The 22436-nt window shown below is 37.2% G+C and carries 21 protein-coding genes and 1 pseudogene; 4 read left to right on the forward strand and 18 right to left on the reverse strand.

Going from position 1 to position 22436, the window contains the following annotated elements; genetic code table 11:
• Positions 1–83 precede the first annotated feature (83 nt).
• Both LAV82_RS20535 and LAV82_RS20540 read right to left on the reverse strand, forming a co-directional pair.
• Entirely contained in the window at positions 84–848 is a 765-nt protein-coding gene (locus LAV82_RS20535) for a YibE/F family protein (RefSeq protein ID WP_499716806.1), read from the reverse strand.
• Positions 845–2008 carry a YibE/F family protein gene (locus tag LAV82_RS20540; protein ID WP_487250873.1) on the reverse strand — a complete coding sequence of 388 codons (1164 nt, stop codon included), beginning with the start codon at positions 2006–2008 and terminating at the stop codon, positions 845–847. The genes LAV82_RS20535 and LAV82_RS20540 overlap by 4 nt, the downstream gene beginning before the upstream one ends.
• A 380-nt stretch (positions 2009–2388) precedes the next feature.
• On the opposite strand from LAV82_RS20540, the gene LAV82_RS20545 reads away from it, so the two are divergent.
• Positions 2389–2955: a peptidoglycan-binding domain-containing protein gene (locus LAV82_RS20545; RefSeq protein WP_499716807.1), complete on the forward strand. Its 567-nt coding sequence runs from the start codon at positions 2389–2391 to the stop codon at positions 2953–2955.
• Between the two features lie 223 nt (positions 2956–3178).
• Here LAV82_RS20545 and LAV82_RS20550 read toward each other — a convergent pair whose 3' ends face one another.
• The 4 genes from LAV82_RS20550 to LAV82_RS20565 form a co-directional block, all read right to left on the reverse strand.
• Positions 3179–3499 carry a 2Fe-2S iron-sulfur cluster-binding protein gene (locus LAV82_RS20550; RefSeq protein ID WP_013056619.1) on the reverse strand — a complete coding sequence of 107 codons (321 nt, stop codon included), beginning with the start codon at positions 3497–3499 and terminating at the stop codon, positions 3179–3181.
• 147 nt (positions 3500–3646) lie between these two features.
• Positions 3647–3826 (reverse strand): hypothetical protein, encoded by a 180-nt coding sequence (locus LAV82_RS20555; RefSeq protein ID WP_013056618.1) that lies wholly within the window; start codon positions 3824–3826, stop codon positions 3647–3649.
• Between the two features lie 268 nt (positions 3827–4094).
• Positions 4095–5399, reverse strand: a complete 1305-nt coding sequence (locus tag LAV82_RS20560; protein WP_499716808.1) for an MFS transporter — start codon at positions 5397–5399, stop codon at positions 4095–4097.
• Positions 5400–5735: 336 nt separating this feature from the next.
• Positions 5736–6293: a YdhK family protein gene (locus LAV82_RS20565; RefSeq protein ID WP_057237198.1), complete on the reverse strand. Its 558-nt coding sequence runs from the start codon at positions 6291–6293 to the stop codon at positions 5736–5738.
• Between the two features lie 214 nt (positions 6294–6507).
• Here LAV82_RS20565 and LAV82_RS20570 point away from each other — a divergent pair, with 214 nt between their 5' ends.
• Entirely contained in the window at positions 6508–6936 is a 429-nt protein-coding gene (locus LAV82_RS20570) for a hypothetical protein (RefSeq protein ID WP_211079127.1), read from the forward strand.
• Between the two features lie 138 nt (positions 6937–7074).
• Here the strand turns inward: LAV82_RS20570 and LAV82_RS20575 are convergent, their stop codons facing one another.
• From LAV82_RS20575 to LAV82_RS20625, 11 genes are all read right to left on the reverse strand, one after another.
• The gene (locus tag LAV82_RS20575; protein WP_063671348.1) at positions 7075–9492 is read right to left on the reverse strand and encodes a heavy metal translocating P-type ATPase; all 2418 of its coding nucleotides are present in this window, start codon (positions 9490–9492) and stop codon (positions 7075–7077) included.
• Between the two features lie 85 nt (positions 9493–9577).
• Entirely contained in the window at positions 9578–9784 is a 207-nt protein-coding gene (gene copZ / locus LAV82_RS20580) for a copper chaperone CopZ (RefSeq protein ID WP_013056613.1), read from the reverse strand.
• Positions 9785–9798: 14 nt separating this feature from the next.
• Positions 9799–10131, reverse strand: a complete 333-nt coding sequence (locus LAV82_RS20585) for a metal-sensitive transcriptional regulator (RefSeq protein WP_013056612.1) — start codon at positions 10129–10131, stop codon at positions 9799–9801.
• A gap of 119 nt (positions 10132–10250) precedes the next feature.
• Positions 10251–10931, reverse strand: coding sequence for a response regulator transcription factor (locus LAV82_RS20590; protein WP_057237203.1), 681 nt, complete (start codon positions 10929–10931; stop codon positions 10251–10253).
• A gap of 1 nt (position 10932) precedes the next feature.
• Positions 10933–12309 carry a sensor histidine kinase gene (locus LAV82_RS20595; protein ID WP_499716809.1) on the reverse strand — a complete coding sequence of 459 codons (1377 nt, stop codon included), beginning with the start codon at positions 12307–12309 and terminating at the stop codon, positions 10933–10935.
• Between the two features lie 516 nt (positions 12310–12825).
• Positions 12826–13245 carry a universal stress protein gene (locus LAV82_RS20600; protein ID WP_057274853.1) on the reverse strand — a complete coding sequence of 140 codons (420 nt, stop codon included), beginning with the start codon at positions 13243–13245 and terminating at the stop codon, positions 12826–12828.
• 226 nt (positions 13246–13471) lie between these two features.
• Complete coding sequence (locus LAV82_RS20605) at positions 13472–13669, reverse strand: IDEAL domain-containing protein (protein ID WP_013056608.1); 198 nt, start codon at positions 13667–13669, stop codon at positions 13472–13474.
• 421 nt (positions 13670–14090) lie between these two features.
• Complete coding sequence (locus LAV82_RS20610; protein ID WP_499716810.1) at positions 14091–15587, reverse strand: CoA transferase; 1497 nt, start codon at positions 15585–15587, stop codon at positions 14091–14093.
• Between the two features lie 243 nt (positions 15588–15830).
• Positions 15831–16076 (reverse strand): DUF2164 domain-containing protein, encoded by a 246-nt coding sequence (locus tag LAV82_RS20615; RefSeq protein WP_013082790.1) that lies wholly within the window; start codon positions 16074–16076, stop codon positions 15831–15833.
• A 117-nt stretch (positions 16077–16193) separates the two neighbouring features.
• Positions 16194–17558, reverse strand: a complete 1365-nt coding sequence (locus LAV82_RS20620; protein WP_499716811.1) for a glycoside-pentoside-hexuronide (GPH):cation symporter — start codon at positions 17556–17558, stop codon at positions 16194–16196.
• Positions 17559–17642: 84 nt separating this feature from the next.
• The gene (locus LAV82_RS20625; protein WP_499716812.1) at positions 17643–19598 is read right to left on the reverse strand and encodes a beta-galactosidase; all 1956 of its coding nucleotides are present in this window, start codon (positions 19596–19598) and stop codon (positions 17643–17645) included.
• A gap of 894 nt (positions 19599–20492) precedes the next feature.
• On the opposite strand from LAV82_RS20625, the gene LAV82_RS20630 reads away from it, so the two are divergent.
• Together LAV82_RS20630 and LAV82_RS20635 are read left to right on the forward strand one after the other, a co-directional pair.
• Positions 20493–20687, forward strand: a complete 195-nt coding sequence (locus LAV82_RS20630) for a twin-arginine translocase TatA/TatE family subunit (protein WP_013082787.1) — start codon at positions 20493–20495, stop codon at positions 20685–20687.
• A 109-nt stretch (positions 20688–20796) separates the two neighbouring features.
• Positions 20797–21888, forward strand: coding sequence for an AI-2E family transporter (locus LAV82_RS20635; RefSeq protein WP_025751972.1), 1092 nt, complete (start codon positions 20797–20799; stop codon positions 21886–21888).
• Positions 21889–21949: 61 nt separating this feature from the next.
• Here LAV82_RS20635 and LAV82_RS20640 read toward each other — a convergent pair.
• Positions 21950–22301 (reverse strand): annotated as a pseudogene (locus tag LAV82_RS20640) (VOC family protein).
• Positions 22302–22436: the final 135 nt, after the last annotated feature.

Below are 22436 nucleotides of genomic sequence, written 5' to 3' on the forward strand. Positions count from 1 at the left end.
ATGTATCTCATTTGTTCATCTTTAGGTTGGATTCATTTAGTTATGTCCCGGCCTCTTTTTAATTAATCCGCTTATTTCAGAACTTACTTCGCTTTTTCTCTTTGTTGTAAGAAAATAGAGGCACTAATCCAAGAAGTAATTGGAATAATAATGGCTACACCAATACCTCCGCTTAAGATAGAAATGACTTCTGCACAAAAGGTTTTTGAATTGATAATATCTCCAAACGAATACGACAATCTCTTAAACCATATAATTAAAGTCAAATATCCCCCTACAAATGCAAAATACAGTGTATTGGTTGTGGTGCCTAAAATATCTCTTCCGATTTTCAATCCTGAATTGAAGAGATTTTTTTTAGTTACGGACGGATCATGAACAAATAATTCATTCATAGAAGATGAAATAGATAGAGAAATATCAATGATTGCTCCTATGGCTCCCATAATAATGGTACAAATGGCTATTTTAGCAAAGTCAATTCCAACGTAAAGTGAAAAAGCGTTAATTTCTTCTTCTTGTTCTTCTCCAAACCCTTGAATCATGGCATGATGTTCAATGATAAAAATAAAGAGTACTAAAACGGCTAAGGTAATAATCGTTGAAACAAACGCAGCAAGCGTTTTATGATTGAATTTATTAATATAAAATAAATTAATGCAGCTAATGATTGTACAAGCGATTAACGTAACAATAATCGTATTTTTTATAGACAGCATAAAGAGAATGGTTAGAAAAATAACGCCAAAATTCAAGAACAAAGCAAGGAACGATCTAACCCCTTTTCCCCCCCCCACAATACTCATCAAAATAAATAAAATAAGAGCAAGCAATAGTAAAACGTTCACTTTCTGTTCCCCTTCCTAAAAATAAAAAGAATCGAAAGATAGAGTGTAATTGGAATCGTTAGCACAATGCCAATACTGCCAGTAAGAGCACGGATTAACTCTAACGAGAAATTCATCGAAAACGTGTATCCTAGAGGAGAGCCGTTTTTTAAATAAAGAAGAACCATTGGAATTGTTCCACTTATATATGAAAAAAATAAAATATTCGTCATGGCTCCCATGATGTCTCCGCCAATTTCCTTGCCTGATTTTAGTAAGTCTTTGTGCGCTATCTCTTTATTCTTTTCATATAGTTCATAGACAGAAGAAGTAATCGTAATAGCTACATCCATGACAGCTCCTAAAGATCCAATTAGTACCTCACTCATAAATATTTTTTGAGGAGGAATCGTCACAAACTCCATTCCTTCATAATGAAGACCATTAGAATCTGTTAGCTGCATGACGATGTATGCAATTAACAGAGAAATAAACGTACCTATTAAAGTTGAAATAATTGCTACATGCGTTTTTTCTTGATTACCGCTTACTAATAATAAAGAAATAACCGTAAAAAGAACGACCGCAACAATACATACAGCTAGCAAGCTCACATTCCCTAGTGCTAGATATACATTTAAGGCTCCGATTAAAAGAACAATATTAATAAGTAAGCTGATAATTGAATAAAAACCTTGTTTTTTTCCAATCGCCAGCAAAATCAGTATAAATAAGCCTGCGACAGCGGTAACCTGCGTGTCCCGCTTCACTCCTTCAATCGTGCCGCTTAAAGCGTACTGTGAATTCTTTTCTAAGGAGACAAAAAGATCTGTTCCGACAGTGTACTTTTGATCATAAGCACCTGAGTATGAGTACGTATTCTCCAAATGAATAAGCTTCCCTTTATATTTTCCGTTCATGATTTTAGCAACAATTTTTTGAGAATATACGGTATCTTTGTTGTGATTTAAATCAGTAGATTTATGTTGTTCTACAACATTCGTCTTCACTACCTCAGCTATTGGTTTTTTATAAAGAGAATAATTGTGGTTTGTTACTATTAGCGCTATACACAAACAGCAAATTCCTAGTATATAGAGAAAGATTTGTTTACGCGATAATTTATTAAACTTTTGCTTCGAAAAAAGATTCCTTATATGCTGGGAATACAGAGGTGACATCACATAATTCCTTTCTGGTTATTATTTGAACGCAGAGCTCTTGAACATGAAGAGACTGCAAAGAGATCTAAGACCCTTTGCAGTCTTTTCATTCGTTTATTTATTATGGGCGCTATACAGCAAAACACACTATGATCATGCAAGACACTCCACATGCTATTTTTCATTCCGTACTGTATCAGAGAAAAGTGAAATTATAGTGAAAACATAGAACGATTTATCTACTTCACTAGTTTTTTATGACTATCTTATATAATCATAGGAATATAAAAACAAATAGAAAACTGTCTGCGCTATAATAAATTGACTTTATAGCTACTGATTAGTTATAAAACTCATGAAAAGCGACAAATAGTTGCTAAAAACAAGGAGGTTATTTCATGTTAACGAAAAAAACACTTGTCATGCTTTCTACTCTCACCCTTGTAACAACATGCGTAGCATTCAGCACTCCAACTACTGAAGCAGCTGCTAAAGATACCTACTTACAAAAAATTGAAACTAAAGCAGGAACAAGGCCTACGCTTTGTAAAGGTTCTCACTCTAGCTACGTAAAGGACTTACAGCAAAGCTTAAAAGATGTGAAGTATAACACATCAGTTGATGGAATTTTCGGTACGCAAACACAAAATGTAGTAAAAGAATTTCAAATCGATCACAGCTTGTCTCCAGATGGTATTGTGGGTCCCTTAACATGGGCAGCTTTAGATGAGAACAAGGTAGAAAGAAAGCAATTTCCTGTCAGCACAGCTATTACATTCGGTAAAAAAGAGCTCGGTGACAACATTGTCTTCAGTACAGACGACCGCTTACGGAAAGATAACAACGATAAAGCTTACTACAGATTCTTAGCAAAAAACAAAGACTGGATGGATCAAGGCGGATCAGGTACCATAGGGTGGTATCACATTTACAAAAATGGAGATGTGATTGAAATATCCAATTAAACCTATTTACAAATAGCGGTTCGAAAAAAGCCTTCATAATCATTCTTTTGAGTGATTTACTACTTCTCTTACAGAATGCTAAAATTTAAAGGAATCATTCCGTAGGTATTTTACTTGAACAAGAACAGCTTTTTCTCCCCGCAGCTGTTCTTGTTATTTTTTAATAAAAATGAAAAAAGCAGCATGCTGAACATTCCACACGCTGCTTTTTGCGATTACAGGACTATTCTGCGGGTCGAGGTCCTGCTTCTCGTCCTGAGCTCTCTACCGTTAGTATTGGTCGAACGGTGATATCTTCATTTACACGAATTTGACATGATAAGCGCAAGTGATCTTCAATTGAACTTTCTGAGTATGCATTTTTCTCCGCGTGTGTTAAATCACAATATTCACCTTCGAGCACTTCTACCCTGCAAGTTGTGCATTTGGCTTTCCCGCCGCACCGATGAAGAATATTTATACCATTGTCTTCAAGTGCCAAGACAAGCTTTTTTCCTTTTTCCACTTCAAAACTTCCGTGTCCTAAAACGGTTACTCTTGGCATGTATCTCCCTCTTTCCCTCTACTGTGTACAAGCGATTTAAATTACACTATATGCAGTTTCTTTTTATTGCATGCCTAAATAAGTTACAATCCATTATTTCTACTGATTGCGACGCTTGTTTGTACGTTACAGGCCCCTTTTGCATGCCTAAATCCAATTAAGAAGACCATCATTTTGTAATACGGCAACTAAAACGACAATCCCAAGTATAATAACAGGTATCAGTGCTTTTAAAATTTGATACTTAGATAATTCTACGCGTTGAGGCTCCTTTAATGAGTGGCTTTGTTTTAACTCAGTGTTGTTTTCACTTTCTTTGTGATCCATGTTCCTCTGCCTTTCTATTTTTTATAGTGCGGTTCATATCTACTTCTGCTGAAATCACAAAAATAGACACAGAATTTCTTCATAAAAACCAGCTTAACCTTTTTAAGAACATGCTATACTAACAATTCTATTTTAAAATACCCACCTATCTTAAATTTCAGACAAACAAATTCACCATGATCATAAAAAACACGAACTATTCATCCATTCATGATAAATAGTTCGTGTCTGACTTTACCTGCACTACTTTTGTCTCGAGCTTTTTACTTTATATGTTGTTTTTTTTTGGAATTTTAATTTGTTTAATATCTCCAAGCACATAAATATAAAAAATCAAGCCTAGCAACAATACAATTCCCGCTACAATAAAGCTTAGATTAAAAGAACCAGTTTTATCTAAAAGATATCCCGTTAAAGCTGTAGCTATAATTCCACCAAACAAATTATTAGCTAAATTAACAATAGAACTGAGAAGAGAAATAGAGCCTGCAGGCGCAATTTCAGCAGAAATAGACCAGCCGATTGGTGCCGTTGCAGATATACCTGCCAGTCCAATCGAAATACAAATCATCGCTACGACGACATTATCGGTGAAAATAGAGCCTAAAAACACAAACCCTAAGCATAACCCTACTACAATGATCGTACGATATACATTTTGACTGTTATACCCTTTTTTTATAAGGTAATCAACAAGCCATCCGCCAACTAAAATGCCAGCAAATGTAGCAATTAGCCAAGGTACTGCCGTAAGCAGGCCCGATGACATGATATCCATACCGTATTTTTCTTTTAAAAAAGTTGGCAGCCACGTTAACAGTAAATTAAACGTATATCCATAGCCTGTAAACCCAATCATGAGCCCCCAAACTTTCCGATTCTTAAATAATACTTTTAAGGTATGTAAAAATTTTGATGTTTGCTCATCGTTTGCATTTAGATTATTTTCTTGAATATACTTCAACTCATCATCTGATATACATCTATGCTTTTCTGGCTTTTCGTAATAAAACCAAAACAGCAGCGTAAACAGCACGTTTATAATTCCAATGGATAAAAATGCTGTGCGCCAATCAAATTTGGTGATGAGAAACGCTACAAGAGGCGCGCCAAGTACATTTGAAAATTTGGCCGCTGAATCAAACAAAGAATTTGGTAAGCTTCTTTCGTTTGGAGGAAACCATAGCGACGTAGCTTTTGATGCTGCCGGAAAAGCTGAAGCACTCATTATTCCTATTAAAAACCGGACAATATAGAGAAGAAGTTTTCCTTGCAAAAAAGCCATCGACATCGTTAATAAACTCCAAATCACCATACCGACTCTTGTCACCCAAGCTACTCCGAACCGATCAAGCAAGCTTCCGGCAGGTATTTGCATGATCGTATAAGAATACGTATAAATAGAAAAGACAATTCCGAGCTCTGTTCCTGTTAAGTGAAATGCATCTTGTATTGCAGGAGCGGCTACTGACACCGCTACACGATCAAAATAGTTTAAAATAATCATACTGCTTAACAAAGATGAAATGAACCATCGTGTGCGTCCTGTTCGCTTTACTGTATGTTCACTCATAGCTAGCTCCTTTCATCTGTAGTTTGTTCGTTTTATTACCGTAGCATTCTACTTAATACCGCAACTTCTTTTGAAAGAAACATGCGTTTTCTTCATACATCATGTCAGAAATTCATCATTATAAAACATAAAACAAGAAGTAAACAAAAAGAGATTGAGTCATAACTAAATCAATCCAAACTACAGCTAGAAGCCACTACCTACATGAAACCTGCGTTCACCATAACAATGAAAAAATCCGAACGAGTTGGATTCTCAATCAAGAATCTCGATTCATCGTTCGGACCTTCCTTCACCTAAAATACTTTTGTACCAGCCTCTTTTTTCGCTAACAGTCTATTTGGTTGAAAGTTCACTTTCGGTTACCCATTTGTGATTTTTTACTTTCTCTCCGCCTGTAGTCGGTTTGTAGTCTACCATATACACCGTTGTTTTTTCGGCTGAATCAATCGTTGCTTTTGCCCCTTTCATACCTTTCATATGATCTGCTTCAATCGTCACTTCGCTACCTGGCTTTAACTGTTCGTTACCCGCATCTTTTATTTCTTCTTGAATAACCCACTTATGATTTTTTACTTTTTTGCCTCCAGTCTTTGGCGTATACGAAACAGTATAGGCCGTAGTGTCGTAAGCACCAACAATCGTTGCTTCAGCCCCGTTCATGCCTTTCATATGATCTGCTTTTATAACGGCTTTATCTCCAACTTTATATGTTGGATTCTCAGCTTGCTTTAATCCTTTTGGAACCTCTCCTGAACTAGAGTGATTCATCTCTGAGTGATCGTGCATGGATTCGTTTTTGTCAGTTGAAGGCTTTTCATGACTAGAATCGTTTCCGCATCCGCTTAGTCCAATAATGACAGATGCACCAAGAATAAATAGCTGTTTTTTCATAACAGTCCCTCTTTTCTACATTATAAATTTTTGTTAAAGAACTCTCTAATCTATGGAAATGATCGATATCCTTTTCTTTATTGTAGCCAGACTTTGTGCAGATTTTGTGAAGATAAAGGTAATTGGGTACGAAAAATTCCTGTGCCTAAAAAAGGCCTTCGTATGAAACACTTACCACAAGGAAAAAGTATAAAAATAAAAGGAGGAAAGAAACATGCTAAAAATACGCTTTGCTCTATCCTCACTCTTACTTGCGTTTAGCTTGGTGATGGGAGCCCCCTTTGCTTCCGCACACTCCACGCTCTCATCTAGCGTACAAAAGATAGAAGTAACGTCCATTAAAATGAAAACGCTCAAAACATTTATCGATGAACAAGATATGAATGCATTCACCAATAGCATAAAAAAGGCACAGCATATGAACATTCTCTTAGATGAAGAATCTGCTGGGAGCATCGATTGCAAAATGACCATTACCTATGGAGATGGTTCTAGCCGTCATTATTTCATTTGGATTATGGATGATGGACGCGATGTGTTAATTGCTCATCAAAAGTATCCCCAGGACCTTCATCTTAAAGGGTATGAATTAAGCCAAAAAAATTCCTTGCACCTAACAAAGCTGCTAAAGAATATTCTTTAGCAGCTTTGCTTTTGGATCACTTTCACCGAGAGTGGCTCGATGACTCCAATATTTTTTAGTTTATATTGCCCACATAGCATATACTGCTATGACTGCGGGCACGTACAAAATAGCTGAGATGATCCACTTTTTCATATCTTATAGCCTCACTCTCTGCAATCGCAGTGCATTTAATACAACCGATACAGAACTAAAGGCCATCGCGGCTCCAGCGACCCAAGGGGCTAACAGCCCAACTGCTGCAATTGGAATACCAAGCGTGTTGTAGCCCATTGCCCAGAATAAGTTTTGCTTAATATTAGAAATCGTTTTTCTACTCATTTCAATCGCATCTGCAATGCTCATCAAGTCTCCTCGCATCAGCGTAATATCAGCGGCTTCCATCGCTACATCCGTTCCTGTTCCGATGGCCATTCCAATATCAGCTAACGCAAGTGCAGGAGCATCGTTAATACCGTCTCCTACCATTGCGACTTTTTTACCTTGCTGCTGAAGCTTTTTCACTTCTTCTGCTTTTCCTTCTGGCAACACTTCTGCTATAACATGCTCAATACCCGCTTGCATCGCAATAGCCTGAGCTGTTTGACGATTATCACCTGTAATCATCATCACTTCTAAGCCCATTTCTTTTAACCTGGAAACTGCTTCTTTAGAAGTTGCTTTAATGGTATCTGCAACAGCAAGCATGCCGGCATATTTTCCGTCAAGAGCAACGAGCATGGCCGTTTTTCCTTCTTGTTCTAAATTTGTCATTTCTTCTAAGGCTGTATCAATATTCACTTTATACTGGTTCATAAGCTTTCTTGTTCCCACTAACAGCTCTCGCTCTTGTACAGTTGCTTTTACTCCATACCCTGGAATAGCTTCAAAAGATAACGGGTCTTGAATCTCTATACCTTTATTTTTTATACCTGCTACGAGTGCTTGAGCTAGAGGGTGCTCTGATAAACGCTCAGCCGATGCAACTAACTGTAATAGCTCATTTTCTTTGTATCCTTGTGCAATACGCACATCGGTTAACTCGGGGGTTCCATTTGTCACAGTTCCCGTTTTATCTAAAAGAATCGTATCGATTTTATGCGTTGCTTCTAAATGCTCGCCGCCTTTGAATAAAATACCAAATTCTGCTGCGCGGCCCGACCCCGCCATAATGGAAGTTGGAGTAGCTAAGCCTAACGCGCATGGACATGCAATCACTAGTACGGCAATAAGCTTTTCTAAAGCCGGTGCAAATTCGCCAGGCGCAATCCAAATATACCAAACAAAGAAAGTAAGAAGTGCAATTCCGACTACAATTGGCACGAATATACCTGAGATATAATCAGCTAATCGCTGAATAGGCGCTTTAGACCCTTGCGCTTCTTCTACTACTTTAATAATTTGCGCAAGCGCCGTCTCTTTTCCAATGTTCGTAGCTTTTATTTTTAGAAAACCATTTTTATTGAGTGTAGCTCCGATTACTTTATCTCCAACGTTTTTATCTACCGGTACGCTTTCACCTGTCAGCATGGACTCATCTAAAGCTGATTGCCCTTCAATAATCTCTCCGTCTACTGGTACTTTTTCACCAGGTTTAATAAAAATAACTTCACCTTTTTGCACTTCTTCCACTGGTATTTCAACTTCCGCTCCGTCTCTTACTACAACGGCCGTTTTAGCTTGTAAGCCCATCATTTTTTTTATCGCTTCTGAAGAACGGCCTTTGGCATTTGCTTCAAACAATTTCCCTAAAAGAATCAGCGTAATTAATATAGCGCTCGTTTCATAGTAAAGCTGATCTGTATGAGCAGATGACCCAAGCGATTTAAGAGAAGAGTATAAACTGTAGAAATAAGCTGCGCTTGTGCCTAATGCTACTAAAACATCCATGTTGGCGCTTTTGTTACGCAGAGCTTTAAATGCGCCTACATAAAATTGCTTCCCTACCACGAATTGAACAGGCGTAGCTAAAGCAAGCTGAACCCATGGATTCATCAGCATATGAGGTAAAGGAATAAACGACGTAAACGTAAAATGGCTAACCATTGCCCACAATAACGGTACGCTTAAAATCAATGAAAACCAAAACTTCCCTTTTTGTTTACTGAGTTCTTTTTCTCTGTAGCTTTGCTCTTCTTCTTTTTCTTCTGACTTTAGCTTTGCTCCGTATCCAAGTTTTTCAACTCGCTGCGTTATATCTTGCGGAGCTATTTGAGAAGGGCTGTATTCAACAGAAGCCGTTTCTAAAGCAAGATTAACGCTTGCCTTTGTCACGCCTTCTAATTTGTTTAACCCTTTTTCAATACGAGTCGAACAAGCGGCGCACGTCATGCCCGTAATAGCAAATTCGGCTTTTTCACTTACAACTCCATACCCAAGCTTTTCGATTTTTTCTTCAAAGACCTGTGGACTTGTTTTAGACGGATCAAATATGATAGTAGATCTTTCCAAAGCCAAATTCACGTTTGCTTCTTTTACACCTTCTATTTTTTTTAATCCTTTTTCAATTCGGTTAGAACACGCTGCACATGTCATACCTGTAATTTGCAAGGTGGCTTCTTTTTGTTTATCACCCATCACGTTTCGCCTCCTGTTATATACCTACAAGGGGTATATATTTTTCCTAAATCAAGCGTGCGAAGGTATTCGCACGCGATGCTGTTTATGCTACGTCATAACCTTGGTCATCAATAGCCTCTTTAATATCTTCGACCGTTACTTGACTTGGATCAAATGCAACCGTTACTTTTGCATCTTCTAAGCTTACTTCTACGCTTTTAACGCCATTAAGTTCGCCTACGCCGCCTTCAACAGCTTTGACACAATGACCGCAAGACATTCCTTTTACTGATAATGTTACGTTTTCCATTTCTAGCATCTCCTTTATTTCATTAATCGTTTAATGGTTGTTAATAATTCATCCACTACTTCTTCATCACCATCTTGCACACGTTCTACAATGCAATGCTTCAAGTGGCCTTCAAGCAAAATTTTACTTACACTATTTAAAGCAGACTGCGCAGCTGCGATTTGAGTAATCACGTCGTCACAATACGTATCTTTTTCAATTAATCCTTTAATTCCTCGAATTTGTCCTTCAATTCGATTTAATCGGCTTGTTAGATTTTTTTTCACTTCTGGAGAATGGTGACTTTTTCTTTCACTATTTATCGTACAACATTTTTCTTCACTATTCATGTGATTCGCTTCGACCATCTAACATCCTCCCTTCATAACTTCATGATACTATACCCCCCTACCCTATGTAAAGAAAAAAGCTCGCTTCTGCTTACTTTATCTTTTCACCAATTTCACCAGCTATGCTTATATCATTTTCAACTAACATCAACCCACTTATAGCCTATTCCCCATACGGTTTGCAGGTATTCGTCTACAGGAAAGCCCGCTTTTCTTAGCTTATCCCGAACATTTCGCACATGAGAGTCAATAGTACGGTCTCCAATCTCCGCCTCATATCCCCACACTAACACAAGCAAGTCGTCCCGGCTGAACACACGATTTAAATGCTGAAGAAGTAACCCCACTAATTCAAACTCTTTAGGCGTCACTTGAATGTACTGATTTTTATATTGTAATACGTGGTCTTCCTTGCTCCATACTAACCCTTTGTAGGTGATTTCATGTTTTTCTTTTAACGAACGTCTAAGAACCGCGCTGATGCGTGCAACCAATTCTTCTTCGCTAAACGGTTTGGTAATATAGTCGTCTGCCCCTATATTTAATCCTTTTACTACATCTAACGTTTGGCTGCGGGCTGTGAGCATAATGACCGGTAGATCAGACATTTTCCTTACTTTTTGGCAAATCTCCCACCCATCTTCGCTTGGCATCATAATATCTAATAACATCAAATCTGCTTTGTTACCTTCATAAAGATAGCGCAGCGCTTCTGTGCCTTTTTCAAATTTTATACATGTAAATCCGTTTGGCAGCAGATAAAGTTCTAGTAAATCCAGCATCCTTGCTTCATCATCGACTAATAAAATCGTTGTCATCCTATCCATCCTCTCTTAATGCAATCTCTACAGTCGTTCCTTTTCCCACCTTGCTTATGATTGTTATTTCTCCTCCATGAGCTTCTACAATCTCTTTTACAATTGATAAGCCTAATCCGTAACCTCCGCTTTTTCTCGAGCGGGATTTTTCCACTCGATACAGCTTGTCAAATACGTAAGGCAGATCTTTTTCTGGAATGCCTATTCCTTGATCTTTAAGAGTTATTGTCAATGATTCAGCTGATTTTTTTACCATTAAATCGATTTTAGTCCCTTCTTTTGAATATTTCATTGCATTATCAAGTAAATTGATAATCACTTGCTGAAATCTTTCAGGATCTAGTGAAATATAAAGACCTTGAGAGCAGCTTATGTCCAGCTCCATCTCTTTTTCTTTTAAAGCTAAATGAAAATGCGCGCATATGGTGTGCAAATACGTAGCCAGTTCTACTTTTTGTTTTTGAATAAAAAATGTATGCTGATCCAGCTGCGCCAGCTGAAACAAATCTTTGACTAACTGTGAAATTCTTCCCGCTTCTTCTTCCACAATAGCAAGATATTTATCACGTTCTTGCGGTGTATTAGAAGGCCTTCTTGCTACGTCTGCATAGCCCTTTAAATACATCAAAGGAGTTTGAAGTTCATGTGAAATGCTGCTTAAAAATTCATTTCTCTCTTTTCGTAACCGCTGCAGCTCATTCGCTAGCGACTGAATGGACATTCCTAATTGTCCAAGTTCATCTCTTGAATGAGCACCCAGCTTTACAGACAAGTCTCCTTGACTCAGCTTCTCTGTTGCTTTTTTCATCTTGATTAAAGGAGCGGTTATAAATTTAGACAGAGCAAAAATAGTCACAATCGAAAATAAAATGGAAACAGCTCCTGCTACGTAAAAATGATGCTGTAGTCTCGCAATCATTTCGTGAATATCGTTTGTGTTTTTGAACATATAAACCGTTCCGAACTGCTGACGGCCTTTTTCAATAGGTGATGCTGTGGCGATATAAGGTTTGCTTTTCCAGTCGCCTTGCATAATTTCACCTTTGTATGTAAGAGACTTTCCTTTCCATTTCTCTACTGCTTTTCTTGCACCTTGAATTAAAGGCCTAGACGAACTGATAATCTTTCCTGTTTTATCCGTTATGACAACATCAGTTTCTGCTTCAGATTCCATCAGTGCAACATGGTTAAGCGTAGCCGAATCATGATGCTTCTCTAGTACTTCCCGGTGACTGTTTCCTCTTAAACGCAAACTTTCTAATTCCTCTGAAATTCGTGTGTTGGCAAGACCGCTATATAAGTAAAAAAAGAGCGCAGCTTCAATTAGTAAAATGAACATTAAAAATAAGAGTCCAAGCTTAATAGAAATTCTATTCATTTATTCACATCCTTTGCTTTCATTATAAAAGTAATAATTGAAGAAACTGTGCAGAATAAAGCATACCTGATTAAATAACCATTATTCTCTGACAGTTTACCACAGGTATCTGACAGCTTAGCGTATGACGTACGTTTATCATACAGTAAATTTCGAACTCGCGAAGCGTGCAGCACTACATAATCCAAACGCAAAAAAAAGATGGAGACATAACGAAATCCATCCAACCTACAGAACAAATAAAATAAAGAAGCTAGTAGGTATCGCTTGTTCCAGCGCGGTTGATTTCCATGCAAGACTTCGCTTTCTGCGGGGTCTCACCTATGCCTCTTTTTCCGCAGGAGTCTTCCTCTTGCCCTCCAATCCACAGCTAGAAGCACCTATATACAGGAAACCTACCTTCACCATATCAATAAAATCAACAAAAAAATCCGAACGAGTTTGAGTCTCCAGCAAGAATCTCGATTCATCGTTCGGATTTTTCTTCAACTAAACTACTTTTGTCTCACCCTCTTTTTATTTAACAATGATAACAGGACATTCTGCGGATTGAGCAACTTCGTGACTTACACTTCCTAAAAATGTCTCTTTAACAAAGCCCTTTCCTTGGCTTCCTATTACAATGACGTCTTGTTGATTGTCATGTGCGTATTCGATAATTTTCTTTGAAGCGGTGCCTTCTAAACCGTATGCCTTATATGGAATACCTGATTGAGTTAAATGATTGTGAGCTTCAGATAAAATATCGCGATTTTCTTCTTCTATCAGTGCGTCTAAGTCAACGCTAAAAACAGGCTGCTGCAAGTGAATTCTTTCCTTAATATGTACAATTGTCAGCTTATTGGCATTTACGCTTTTAGCTAGTTTACTTGCATGTTGAAGAGCACGAATAGAAGGTGCCGAACCGTCAAAGGCGACTAAGATTTTGTTATACATATAAAGAACCCTCTCTCTTTTTGTTCTTTCGTGATGCGCTGCCATCTAGATGCTGCAGATGATAAAGCAAAAAATAATAAAGTAAGAGACTTCTTGATTTTTGCTTTATCATCCATACTATACTTTTACCGCTTTCAGAAAAAACAAAACATTTATCCTTTTTTTTTCATATAAAAAGCCTTTGCTCACTAGAAGCAAAGGCTGATCGTTTATGTTAGTAGGTTATTTAACAAACTTCTTTTAACTCTTCAGTTAAACGTAAAAAAGTTTCTTTATCTCTTTTTTCTAAAGACTGATCAATTTGCAGTAAAAGCTGTGCTTTTTTAAAGTCACGAAGAGATTTGTTTAGCACTAGTTGAGCTGCTGTCGCGTCTGATACTTTTACTTCTTCTTGTGTCATTTTGCGGGACGTATAGTTTTCCATTACAAGTCAACTCCTCATCCTTTTCGCTATTATATAAGAAATCATATAATTATTCAAATATTTTTTCTTATTTTTCATTTTAAATTTGTCCCTCAAAATGAGGTTGGAACATACCAAAATCAATTTAGTCCAAAGGCGAACGAATTGGATTAAATTGATTTCCGTGCAAGGCTTCGCTTTCCGTGGGCGGCTGGTGAGCCTCCTCATCGCTTACACTCCTGCGGGGTCTCACCTGTTTCGCTTTTCCCGCAGGAGTCTTCGCCTTGCCCTCCAATCAACAGCTAGAAGCAGCAGAATATACAAAATCCACGTTCACCATCGCCATGAAAAAATCCGAACGAGTTGGATCCTTTATCAAGAATCTCGATTCATCGTTCGGATTTTCCTTCAACTAAAATACTTTTGTCTCAGCCTCTTGATATCACAACCACTCTGGGCATGAAGAACCTCGAGGAACCAGAACCGTCTTATATTTCCCTGGAGTTTCCGACATTTCGATTTGTTCTGTAAGCCCTTGGTACAATCCTAAAGGTGTTTGGGCTGTAAAGAGATCCGGTGCAATGTACTCGTGCTTCTCTGACGAACCAGCTGTTTGATGAGCGTACGCTTTGTCATAGATGCCCATTGATAAAATCCATAAAGATACGCGATCCAATGATACACGCACGCGGTAGCTGCCTCCTTCTTTTGCTCTTCTTTCCAGTGCCATTAAAGCACCGACTTCAAGCAACCAAGAAACCGCATAATCATTGACAACTACAATAGGAGGCAGCTTAGGATTTTCTGGCGATCCTTCTAACGCCATGACTCCCGTTACACTTCCCGCTGTCTGATCAAATCCATTTCTTTTTGCCCACTCTCCTTGCGTTCCGTGCAGGTTAACGGTGCATTGGATGATTCCTGGTTTTAGTTCTGCACACTCTTCAGCTGTTAGACCGTATCTCTCTAGAAATCCGTATCGACGGTTCGCAAAAAAGATATCGGCTTCTTTTAGAAGTTCAACCATTTTTTCTTTTCCTTCTTTTTCACCGATATCCAGCGTTGAAGAGCGCATACCGACATTAGACGTAGCGTAAATCGTATCATGCTCCCAATCCGTTGGCTTCCAAATATTTAAGACGTCCGCACCGTGTAAGGCAAGAGCTCTACCAAATCCTGCTCCCGCAATAACATGACCAAGCCCTAATGCTCGAATACCATCTAGCGGCGTTTTAGGATCTTTTGAAAAAGGAATCGGCTCACTTTCTCCAATCTTTTCAATTTCAATTAAAGGAAGTTGCGCTACTTCTTCATACACGGACTCATTCATAAACTCTTCAATTGTCCGCACAACAGGCATGATAACTCCTCGCTCCGCTGTAGCTTTTTCTAATTCTTCTGCATTCCATCCGCGAATTGCTTTTGCCACTGCATCAGGGTCTTCTATACAATTTAACAGCTTTAGCGTTTCATGCTTGGAGCGTGGATATGGATTCAGCGGCATCACCCATTTGTCATCTTTTGTTTGATAAAAGCGAAAGCCTAATGGGTTATATGGATCATTTGCTTTACTTGGTGCGTACCCATTAAGCTTTTCCCATTTTTTATCGTAAAAAGGTGATAATCTTCGGATAGCTTTTCGTAAATCCATATGAATATCTTGACCTTTTCCTCCGCGTATTCTCCAAATTTTTGAGACAGCTACTGATTTAGCAACTAGTGCAATAGCTGCTGCTGAGGCAAGGCGCAGCGTACTAGGAACAACCGGATCTTCTCCGTAAAACGTAATGTTTCCTCCACTGTCTTTTGCTGATAAACCTACTCCTTGAAGCACATTTTCAAGCTCTTGATAGATATCAAAATCACTATTATCCGTTAAACGATTTTCATTTGCTTTCACAATAGATTTTGTTAGCTGATCTTTCGTAATGTTGCTCACGTATAGTCCCTTCTTTCCTAATATAATTACCTCATTATGTCCCTGCTTGCTGAAGTTATGCCCTCATGGAGTTAAATCAAAACACTTTAAATATAACCTTTACGTTAACGTTAATATTACCTTAAAACGAATGTATCATATATCACTTATGCGAACAAATAATTTGTTTCACAGACAAACAAAAGCGCTTTATGTTTTTGTACATAAAACGCTTTTTTCCTATTTCATATTTTCTTTTTTGAACTACTTTTCGATTGGTTTTTTTAATGCATGTAAATTTTCTTCTGCAGAAAGCATGACTTGGTTCATAATATCTTCCGCATCTTTAATTGCTTGGTTATAAAAGTGAGGACCGATATGTTCTTTAATAAACTCTAATACATTTTCCGCTGCAAATTCACTTATTTCTTCATCTCGTTCGTTATAAAAAAACGTTTGAATTTCATTCAGCATTTTATCTTTGTCTTCTTTTGAAAAATTAATAAACATAAACAAAACTCCTCTTTACATTGATATCTGTCTACCTGACATCATAGCAAGAGGAGCTGAGAAAATGCAGTCTTTTTTTCTTGTTGTTTTTGTGTACAATGCTGATGCTAATTTTAATTAGCTAGACACCTTCATAGCCGGTTTTTCTTTTATGCGGCCTGAGCGTTTTTTCATATCTTGTAAAATTTCTAGATATCTGTTTTCCGTCAACTCATATTTTACGAGTGGGACAAGTGATAACAAACAGAGAATACCCGGAATAATCGTAAAGATTAAAGCAATCCAAATGAGTGTGCTGTGTGACTGAATTTGATTTGGCACGTACCTTACTGCTGAAAGGATATACCCCCCTACTGCTCCACCCACTGCTGAAGCGACCTTTGTTTTGAAAATATTCGTAGAAAACACCATTCCTTCTGCTCGGTTCCCCGTTTTCCATTCGCCGTATTCTACACAGTCAGCGAGCATAGATGTTTGAGCAATGTTACTAACTCCACCGCCAAAAGAAGCTAAAAAGCTTAAAATCATCACTGGCATAACGTGGAAACCCGTTGCAAACATTGTAAGAGTGGCTACAGCATTTAGCGCAATTCCCCCTATTGCTGCACGTTTCTTTCCAAATTTATTTGAAATAAAAGGAGACGCAATCGCCCCTACAATTTGTGCTGTAAAAAATAAGGTTAAATAAAGAGACGCGATGTTCTCTGCATTTAGATTGTATTTAAAATAGTAAATAGAAAAAGTAGTTCGAATTGTTAAAATCGTTTCAACTAAGAGCATCGAGAAAATCAGGTAGCGCAGCGGTTTATTTTGAATAAATAAGTTCCAAACTGCTTTTGGCGTCTGCTTTTCCTGTCTTTTTACGGTATAGTTTTCTTTTACTCCTGAAAATGTAATGATCATTGTAATCATTAAAATACAAGCATAAATAAGACTAAGCATAAACCAGTTTCCAAAATAATGAGCTAGTGGAAGAGTTAATAAACTAGCAAATAAAGACCCTACTGCTGCAATGGTTCTAGGAAAAGCCACTACTTTATTTCGTTCTTTTACATCTTGTGTAATCGTTGCTGAAAGCGACCAATAGGGAATATCCATGATAGCAAAACTTGTTCCCCACGCGATATAAGTGATATAAGCATAAATTAATTTTCCTGTATGAGAAAGATCAGGACTAATAAAACACGCGACTGTAGCAACGGCCGCAAAAAATCCGCCTATTAACAGGTAAGGCCTAAACTTACCAAATCTCGTTTCTGTATTATCAACAATCATTCCAATAATAATGTCTGCAATTCCATCCCATATCCTAGCAATAAGAAATAAAGTTCCTACAGCTGCGGCATTTAATCCTACGCTATCCGTATAAAAAATCATTAAATATGTACTTGTTAATGCATAAATAATATTGTTTCCAAAACTCCCCATTCCGTATGATAATACGGTTTTTAGAGAAACTTTTGACTGTACCCCCATGCTCATATAACTTAACTCCCTTCTCCTATAAAACGCTTTCATATCATTGGTGACTAGAATCTCATTGCTTTATGAGATTCTAGTCTTCTATTACGGCTGTATATTTTCCACAACTCGACTTTCGTAAGGCTGCAGAACAATATCTTTAAATACTTTTACTTCTGACGTATGGTTCATAAGGAAGTAATAACTTTTCTCTCCAAGCTTGCGAGGATATACTTCAATTCCATCTTCACTTTCTCTATGCTCAATATGCTGCTGTTTCACAATATCAAGCGCAATTTTTTCAAACGTTTGCTCCTCAATTCCACAGCCTACATAATAAACCGTTCCACGACCAAACTGATTTTTTGTTACAGCTGCTTGATTATAAAATGGATCATCATACTCATACAGCACTTCAGCTGTTACAGGCGTGATAATATCTCTCCACACGGACGCACTTGATTCTTCTCCTTCATACGGTCCTTTTCCTTTAATAGCTGCTTTTTGAGTAGAAGACAGTGCTTCCACTTCATGAATTTCAATTCCTGTTATTTCTTTTACATATCCCGGGAGCGTCTGTTTAAAATGAATGTTATTTTGTTTGTCTTTAATGCCGGTTCTAAAAGTAAAAATAATCACGCCTCCGTTTTCAGTAAATTCAGTAAATCTCTTACCTAGTTCTTCATCAATGATTTGCAAAGCCGGAACAACCAGTACTTTATAGCTTGAAAAATCTCTCGAAGCAGGAATAACATCAATAGGTGTATTCAACTTATAAAACGGTGTATATCCTCTAAGAAGCTCTTGCGTAAAGTCAAATCCTTCACTTTGCTGCTGAAAGCGCCATGACCATATATTTTCATAGTCATATAAAACGGCAACATCGGATTTAATATCAGACTCAAGTACATGTTCGTAATGAACGATTTCACTAAATAACGACTGAACTTCTTTGTAGCGTCTTCCATAATGATTATCGTGACCTACAACTCCATAGCAGTATTGCTCGGCTCCTCTTGTCATTCCGCGCCAACGGAAATACAGCATATTCGTACATCCATGAGCAAAAGCCTGATAAGACCACATCTTTGCCTGGTTAGGTCGCGGAAGATAACCGATGACATCATGACCTTGAGCGCCCATTAATTCCTCTACAATCCAGAAGTTTTTATGTAGCAAGCCTCTATTAAAATCATGCCCTAGTGCAATATGAGCCGGAGTAATCGGCTCTGTTTGACCGCCCCATACCGGATAATTGTCATAGGATACAAAGTCCATTACTTCTAGATTTTCTTCATGATCAAACCATTTATCAAAGAAGCCTCCTGATACATTCGTTGTCAACAGCTGGTGATCACCTTTATATTTCTTCACAATCGCCGTTTGTTCGTGAGCGTATCTGTTTAATGAAAAAGAGCGAAAGCGCGCCCAGTCAAGCTTTAGCGAAGGGCTGTGTGTCGTAATTGTTTTTACAGGCATAGGCACTTCAGTAAACTCGTTATATGTTTGTCCCCAGAAAATAGTGCCATACTTTTCATTTAGCTCATTAATATCTTGATATTTTCTTTCCAAAAACTGCTGAAACTCTTTATGACATTGTTCGCAGTAACACATGTCACTGCCTTCATGGCCAAATTCATTGTCAACTTGCCATGCTACGATTGCTTCTTCTGAGCAGTAGTACTTTACGAGTTGTTCTGTAATCTGGGCGCTATACTTCCGGTAAAGAGGCGAATTAAAACAATATTGACGTCTTCCTCCAAAGGCTCTGACCGCCCCGTTTTCATCTTTTGATAAAATAGAAGGATGCTGGTTCGCAAGCCAAGCCGGAAAAGTGGCAGTAGGCGTACCAAACATAACATCAATATTCTGTTTTTTAAGCTTATTGATAACGCTATTAAAAAAGGAAAAGTCATAGTGCCCTTCTTTAGGCTCCATAAGGTGCCAAGCGAACTCTCCTATTCTCACCATGTTTGATCCTAGCTCTTTAATGCCTTGGATATCTTCTTCTATCATATTCTCTGGCCAATGTTCAGGGTAATAATCGACGCCGATGTACATTCTTCTCTACTCCTATCTATTTCTTTATTTCATTAAAAAATGAACGATTTGCTGCTAACTGTTAAGGTCTACTCGGAAACGGTAATCAAAAGCAAAAAAATCACATTTATTTTCTTCATAAATAAATCTCTATTCAACTTTCAAGATACATACTTCCTATTTTTTTAAAACGCTTACAAGTTTATTTTATGAACTTCATTCAAAATATTCAATGGTAAAAATTTAGAGAAAAACATCCTTTTTTTGCTCTTTATTAAAACAAATAATAAAACGCTTACAGAGACAAATGTTTTTATGATTCTTTTATATATCTCCTCTCATACTTTCCATATCCACATTTAGGTAATAAATTGCTAAGAAAACCATCGTCAAAAGTCATTTCTTTTACACATGCTATCTATCAATTAGCAGAAGTCATTTGGCTTATCTATAAAATAGCAAAAATTAAAGAGCAGGTTTTTACCATTATTAATATATTAAACCTACGTTCACCCTCACAACAAAAAATACCGCACAATTAATCAATAATCTCGATTAATTGTGCGGCTACTTCTTGTGCTAAAATACTTTTGTCCCGCTTTTTACTTACAGCTGATTATAAACACACTTTTACCGGTTTGTGTTCATGCAGCTTCCATTTATACAAAGCTCTTCAAACTTACATAGAGCTTATACAAGGGTAATAAGGCGAACGGCTGTCTTTAATGCTATAATTAACTTCGTATGCAAAATATCACTACTAGCATTTAAACCATACATAGCCGCTTCACCTTATTTTCGTATCATTTAAAATAAAGGAATTTTAAAGAGAAAAGTGAATAGTATAAACATGCACTTTATTTACTATCTCTTTTTAATTTTCATATATTCATTGCTTTTAAAGGAGAGGATATCATGCCAGGAGCTACAAGCATGGTCGTAATTGGAATTACTGCCTTAATTGTATTTGGACCAAGTAAATTGCCGGACATAGGACGAGCATTTGGACATTCCCTGCGAGAATTTAAAAATGCAGCAGAAGGAATTATACAGGATGACGACAAAAAAACTCCAGAGGATACTACTGAAGATAAAGAGGAAAAATCCTAATTTTTATGTAAATGAAAGTTATACAGACTAAAAAGCCCACTTTTAACGTGCAGTGGGTTTCTTTTTTGATGTATGATAGTAAAAAATAGTAAAGAAAGAGGGTAACTTTTTGTTTAAATCGAAACTGCATTTTTGGACATTAGAACTATTAATGATTGCTTTACTGATTTACATTTGTAAACATATTTCGTTTGTTTTTCTACCAATCGGTGTGTTTATCTCCACTTTGTTTTTCCCTATTCTTGTAGCTGGTTTTCTTTTCTTTTTATTCGAACCAATTGTGTCATTTCTCACAAGAAAAAAAGTGCCAAAAACACTGGCCATCTTATTATTATACGTTGTTTTTATCGGCGTAATTGCTTCTATTGTGGGCGGTGTGGGACCTACTTTATCTAAACAATTAACTGATTTGGCTAAGAATATTCCGTCTTATATTGTAGAAACGAGAGAGTACATAAACGATTTATCTAACTCAAGATGGTTTAACTGGCTCGTTGAACAAAAATATGTGTCGCTCGATCATATTGAAGAGTCACTTTTAAACTACGCGTCTACTTTACCTACGAATCTCACAAACAGTATTTCATCTGTTTTAAGCGTCGTAACAAATATTACACTTACGGTTGTAACCGTTCCTTTCATTCTTTTTTATATGCTTAAAGACAGTCATAAACTTCGTAAAAATACGCTGCGTATGGTTCCTGCTTCTTACCGAAAAGAAACGTTACGTACAATGAAAGAAACAACAAATACGCTAGCTACTTATATTCAAGGCCAAATGCTCGTTTGTTTATTTGTCGGTATTAGTACATTTATTGGTTACCTCATCATCGGGTTGCCTTATGCATTAATACTCGCACTAATAGGAGCCCTTACTAATATTATCCCGTACGTCGGCCCTTTTATTGGCGTAGCACCCGCTTTAATCGTAGGTTTATTATACTCTCCTACAAAAGCAATATTAGTAATTATCGTCGTCGTAATCGTCCAACAGCTAGATGGGAACATTATTTCTCCGCTGGTAATTGGAAAAAAATTAAACACTCATCCTTTAACGATTATTATTTTATTGCTTGTTGCGGGTAATATTGCAGGAATACTCGGAATGATCTTAGCGATTCCGGCTTATGCTGTAACAAAAACAATTGTGATAAATATTGTAAGAATGATTCAATTCAGAAACAAATCTATCAAGTTGTAAAATGCAAAGGCAATACAATAAAAGGACCTTCTCTTGAAGGTCCTTTTATTGTTCCATAGGTTCAGCATTGACACACCATCAGGTGATTTCCATCCGGATCTTTAAATGTAAACCAATGATTGTGTTGAATTCCTGTCGTTAGCTCTACTTTTTTTCTGCTTCATATATTCATAAGCTTCTTTGATATCGTTTGTATTCAAATGAAAAGCTGGCGTTTTAAAAAGCGTATTTTTTGAATACGTTTTGCTATCTACTACAATTCCTGTTCCATTCATAGGTATCACATATAAATGATCATATAAAATGTCCCCATATGCTATCAAACCTAGTATGTCACAATACCAATCTCGTGCGGTTTTTATGTCCTTTACAGGAATAAAAACCGTGCCTACTTCATTTAATATAGGGTTCATTTATGACCTCCCGTATGGATTTAGTAGTTTTACAAAGTATTCTCTTTTAATCGCTGATAACCTTTTATTTTGAGATACTTTCTATCAGTCCATTAAACTCGGTAGCAGAATTAGTAGTCTTGCGGACACTGTTAT

The organism is Bacillus sp. ILBB4 (assembly GCF_035064545.1).
Taxonomy (GTDB): domain Bacteria; phylum Bacillota; class Bacilli; order Bacillales; family Bacillaceae_H; genus Priestia.

Excerpts from the sequence above, each read along its gene's own strand:
- LAV82_RS20565 (WP_057237198.1), bottom strand. The coding sequence starts at position 6,293 with ATGAAAAAACAGCTATTTATTCTTGGTGCATCTGTCATTATTGGACTA.
- LAV82_RS20590 (WP_057237203.1), bottom strand. The coding sequence starts at position 10,931 with ATGACAACGATTTTATTAGTCGATGATGAAGCAAGGATGCTGGATTTA.
- LAV82_RS20585 (WP_013056612.1), bottom strand. The coding sequence starts at position 10,131 with ATGGTCGAAGCGAATCACATGAATAGTGAAGAAAAATGTTGTACGATA.
- LAV82_RS20550 (WP_013056619.1), bottom strand. The coding sequence starts at position 3,499 with ATGCCAAGAGTAACCGTTTTAGGACACGGAAGTTTTGAAGTGGAAAAA.
- LAV82_RS20595 (WP_499716809.1), bottom strand. The coding sequence starts at position 12,309 with ATGAATAGAATTTCTATTAAGCTTGGACTCTTATTTTTAATGTTCATT.
- LAV82_RS20575 (WP_063671348.1), bottom strand. The coding sequence starts at position 9,492 with ATGGGTGATAAACAAAAAGAAGCCACCTTGCAAATTACAGGTATGACA.
- LAV82_RS20625 (WP_499716812.1), bottom strand. The coding sequence starts at position 19,598 with ATGTACATCGGCGTCGATTATTACCCTGAACATTGGCCAGAGAATATG.
- LAV82_RS20630 (WP_013082787.1), top strand. The coding sequence starts at position 20,493 with ATGCCAGGAGCTACAAGCATGGTCGTAATTGGAATTACTGCCTTAATT.
- LAV82_RS20605 (WP_013056608.1), bottom strand. The coding sequence starts at position 13,669 with ATGGAAAACTATACGTCCCGCAAAATGACACAAGAAGAAGTAAAAGTA.
- LAV82_RS20620 (WP_499716811.1), bottom strand. The coding sequence starts at position 17,558 with ATGAGCATGGGGGTACAGTCAAAAGTTTCTCTAAAAACCGTATTATCA.
- LAV82_RS20555 (WP_013056618.1), bottom strand. The coding sequence starts at position 3,826 with ATGGATCACAAAGAAAGTGAAAACAACACTGAGTTAAAACAAAGCCAC.
- LAV82_RS20560 (WP_499716808.1), bottom strand. The coding sequence starts at position 5,399 with ATGAGTGAACATACAGTAAAGCGAACAGGACGCACACGATGGTTCATT.
- LAV82_RS20540 (WP_487250873.1), bottom strand. The coding sequence starts at position 2,008 with ATGTCACCTCTGTATTCCCAGCATATAAGGAATCTTTTTTCGAAGCAA.
- LAV82_RS20615 (WP_013082790.1), bottom strand. The coding sequence starts at position 16,076 with ATGTTTATTAATTTTTCAAAAGAAGACAAAGATAAAATGCTGAATGAA.
- LAV82_RS20600 (WP_057274853.1), bottom strand. The coding sequence starts at position 13,245 with ATGTATAACAAAATCTTAGTCGCCTTTGACGGTTCGGCACCTTCTATT.
- LAV82_RS20570 (WP_211079127.1), top strand. The coding sequence starts at position 6,508 with ATGCTAAAAATACGCTTTGCTCTATCCTCACTCTTACTTGCGTTTAGC.
- LAV82_RS20545 (WP_499716807.1), top strand. The coding sequence starts at position 2,389 with ATGTTAACGAAAAAAACACTTGTCATGCTTTCTACTCTCACCCTTGTA.
- copZ (WP_013056613.1), bottom strand. The coding sequence starts at position 9,784 with ATGGAAAACGTAACATTATCAGTAAAAGGAATGTCTTGCGGTCATTGT.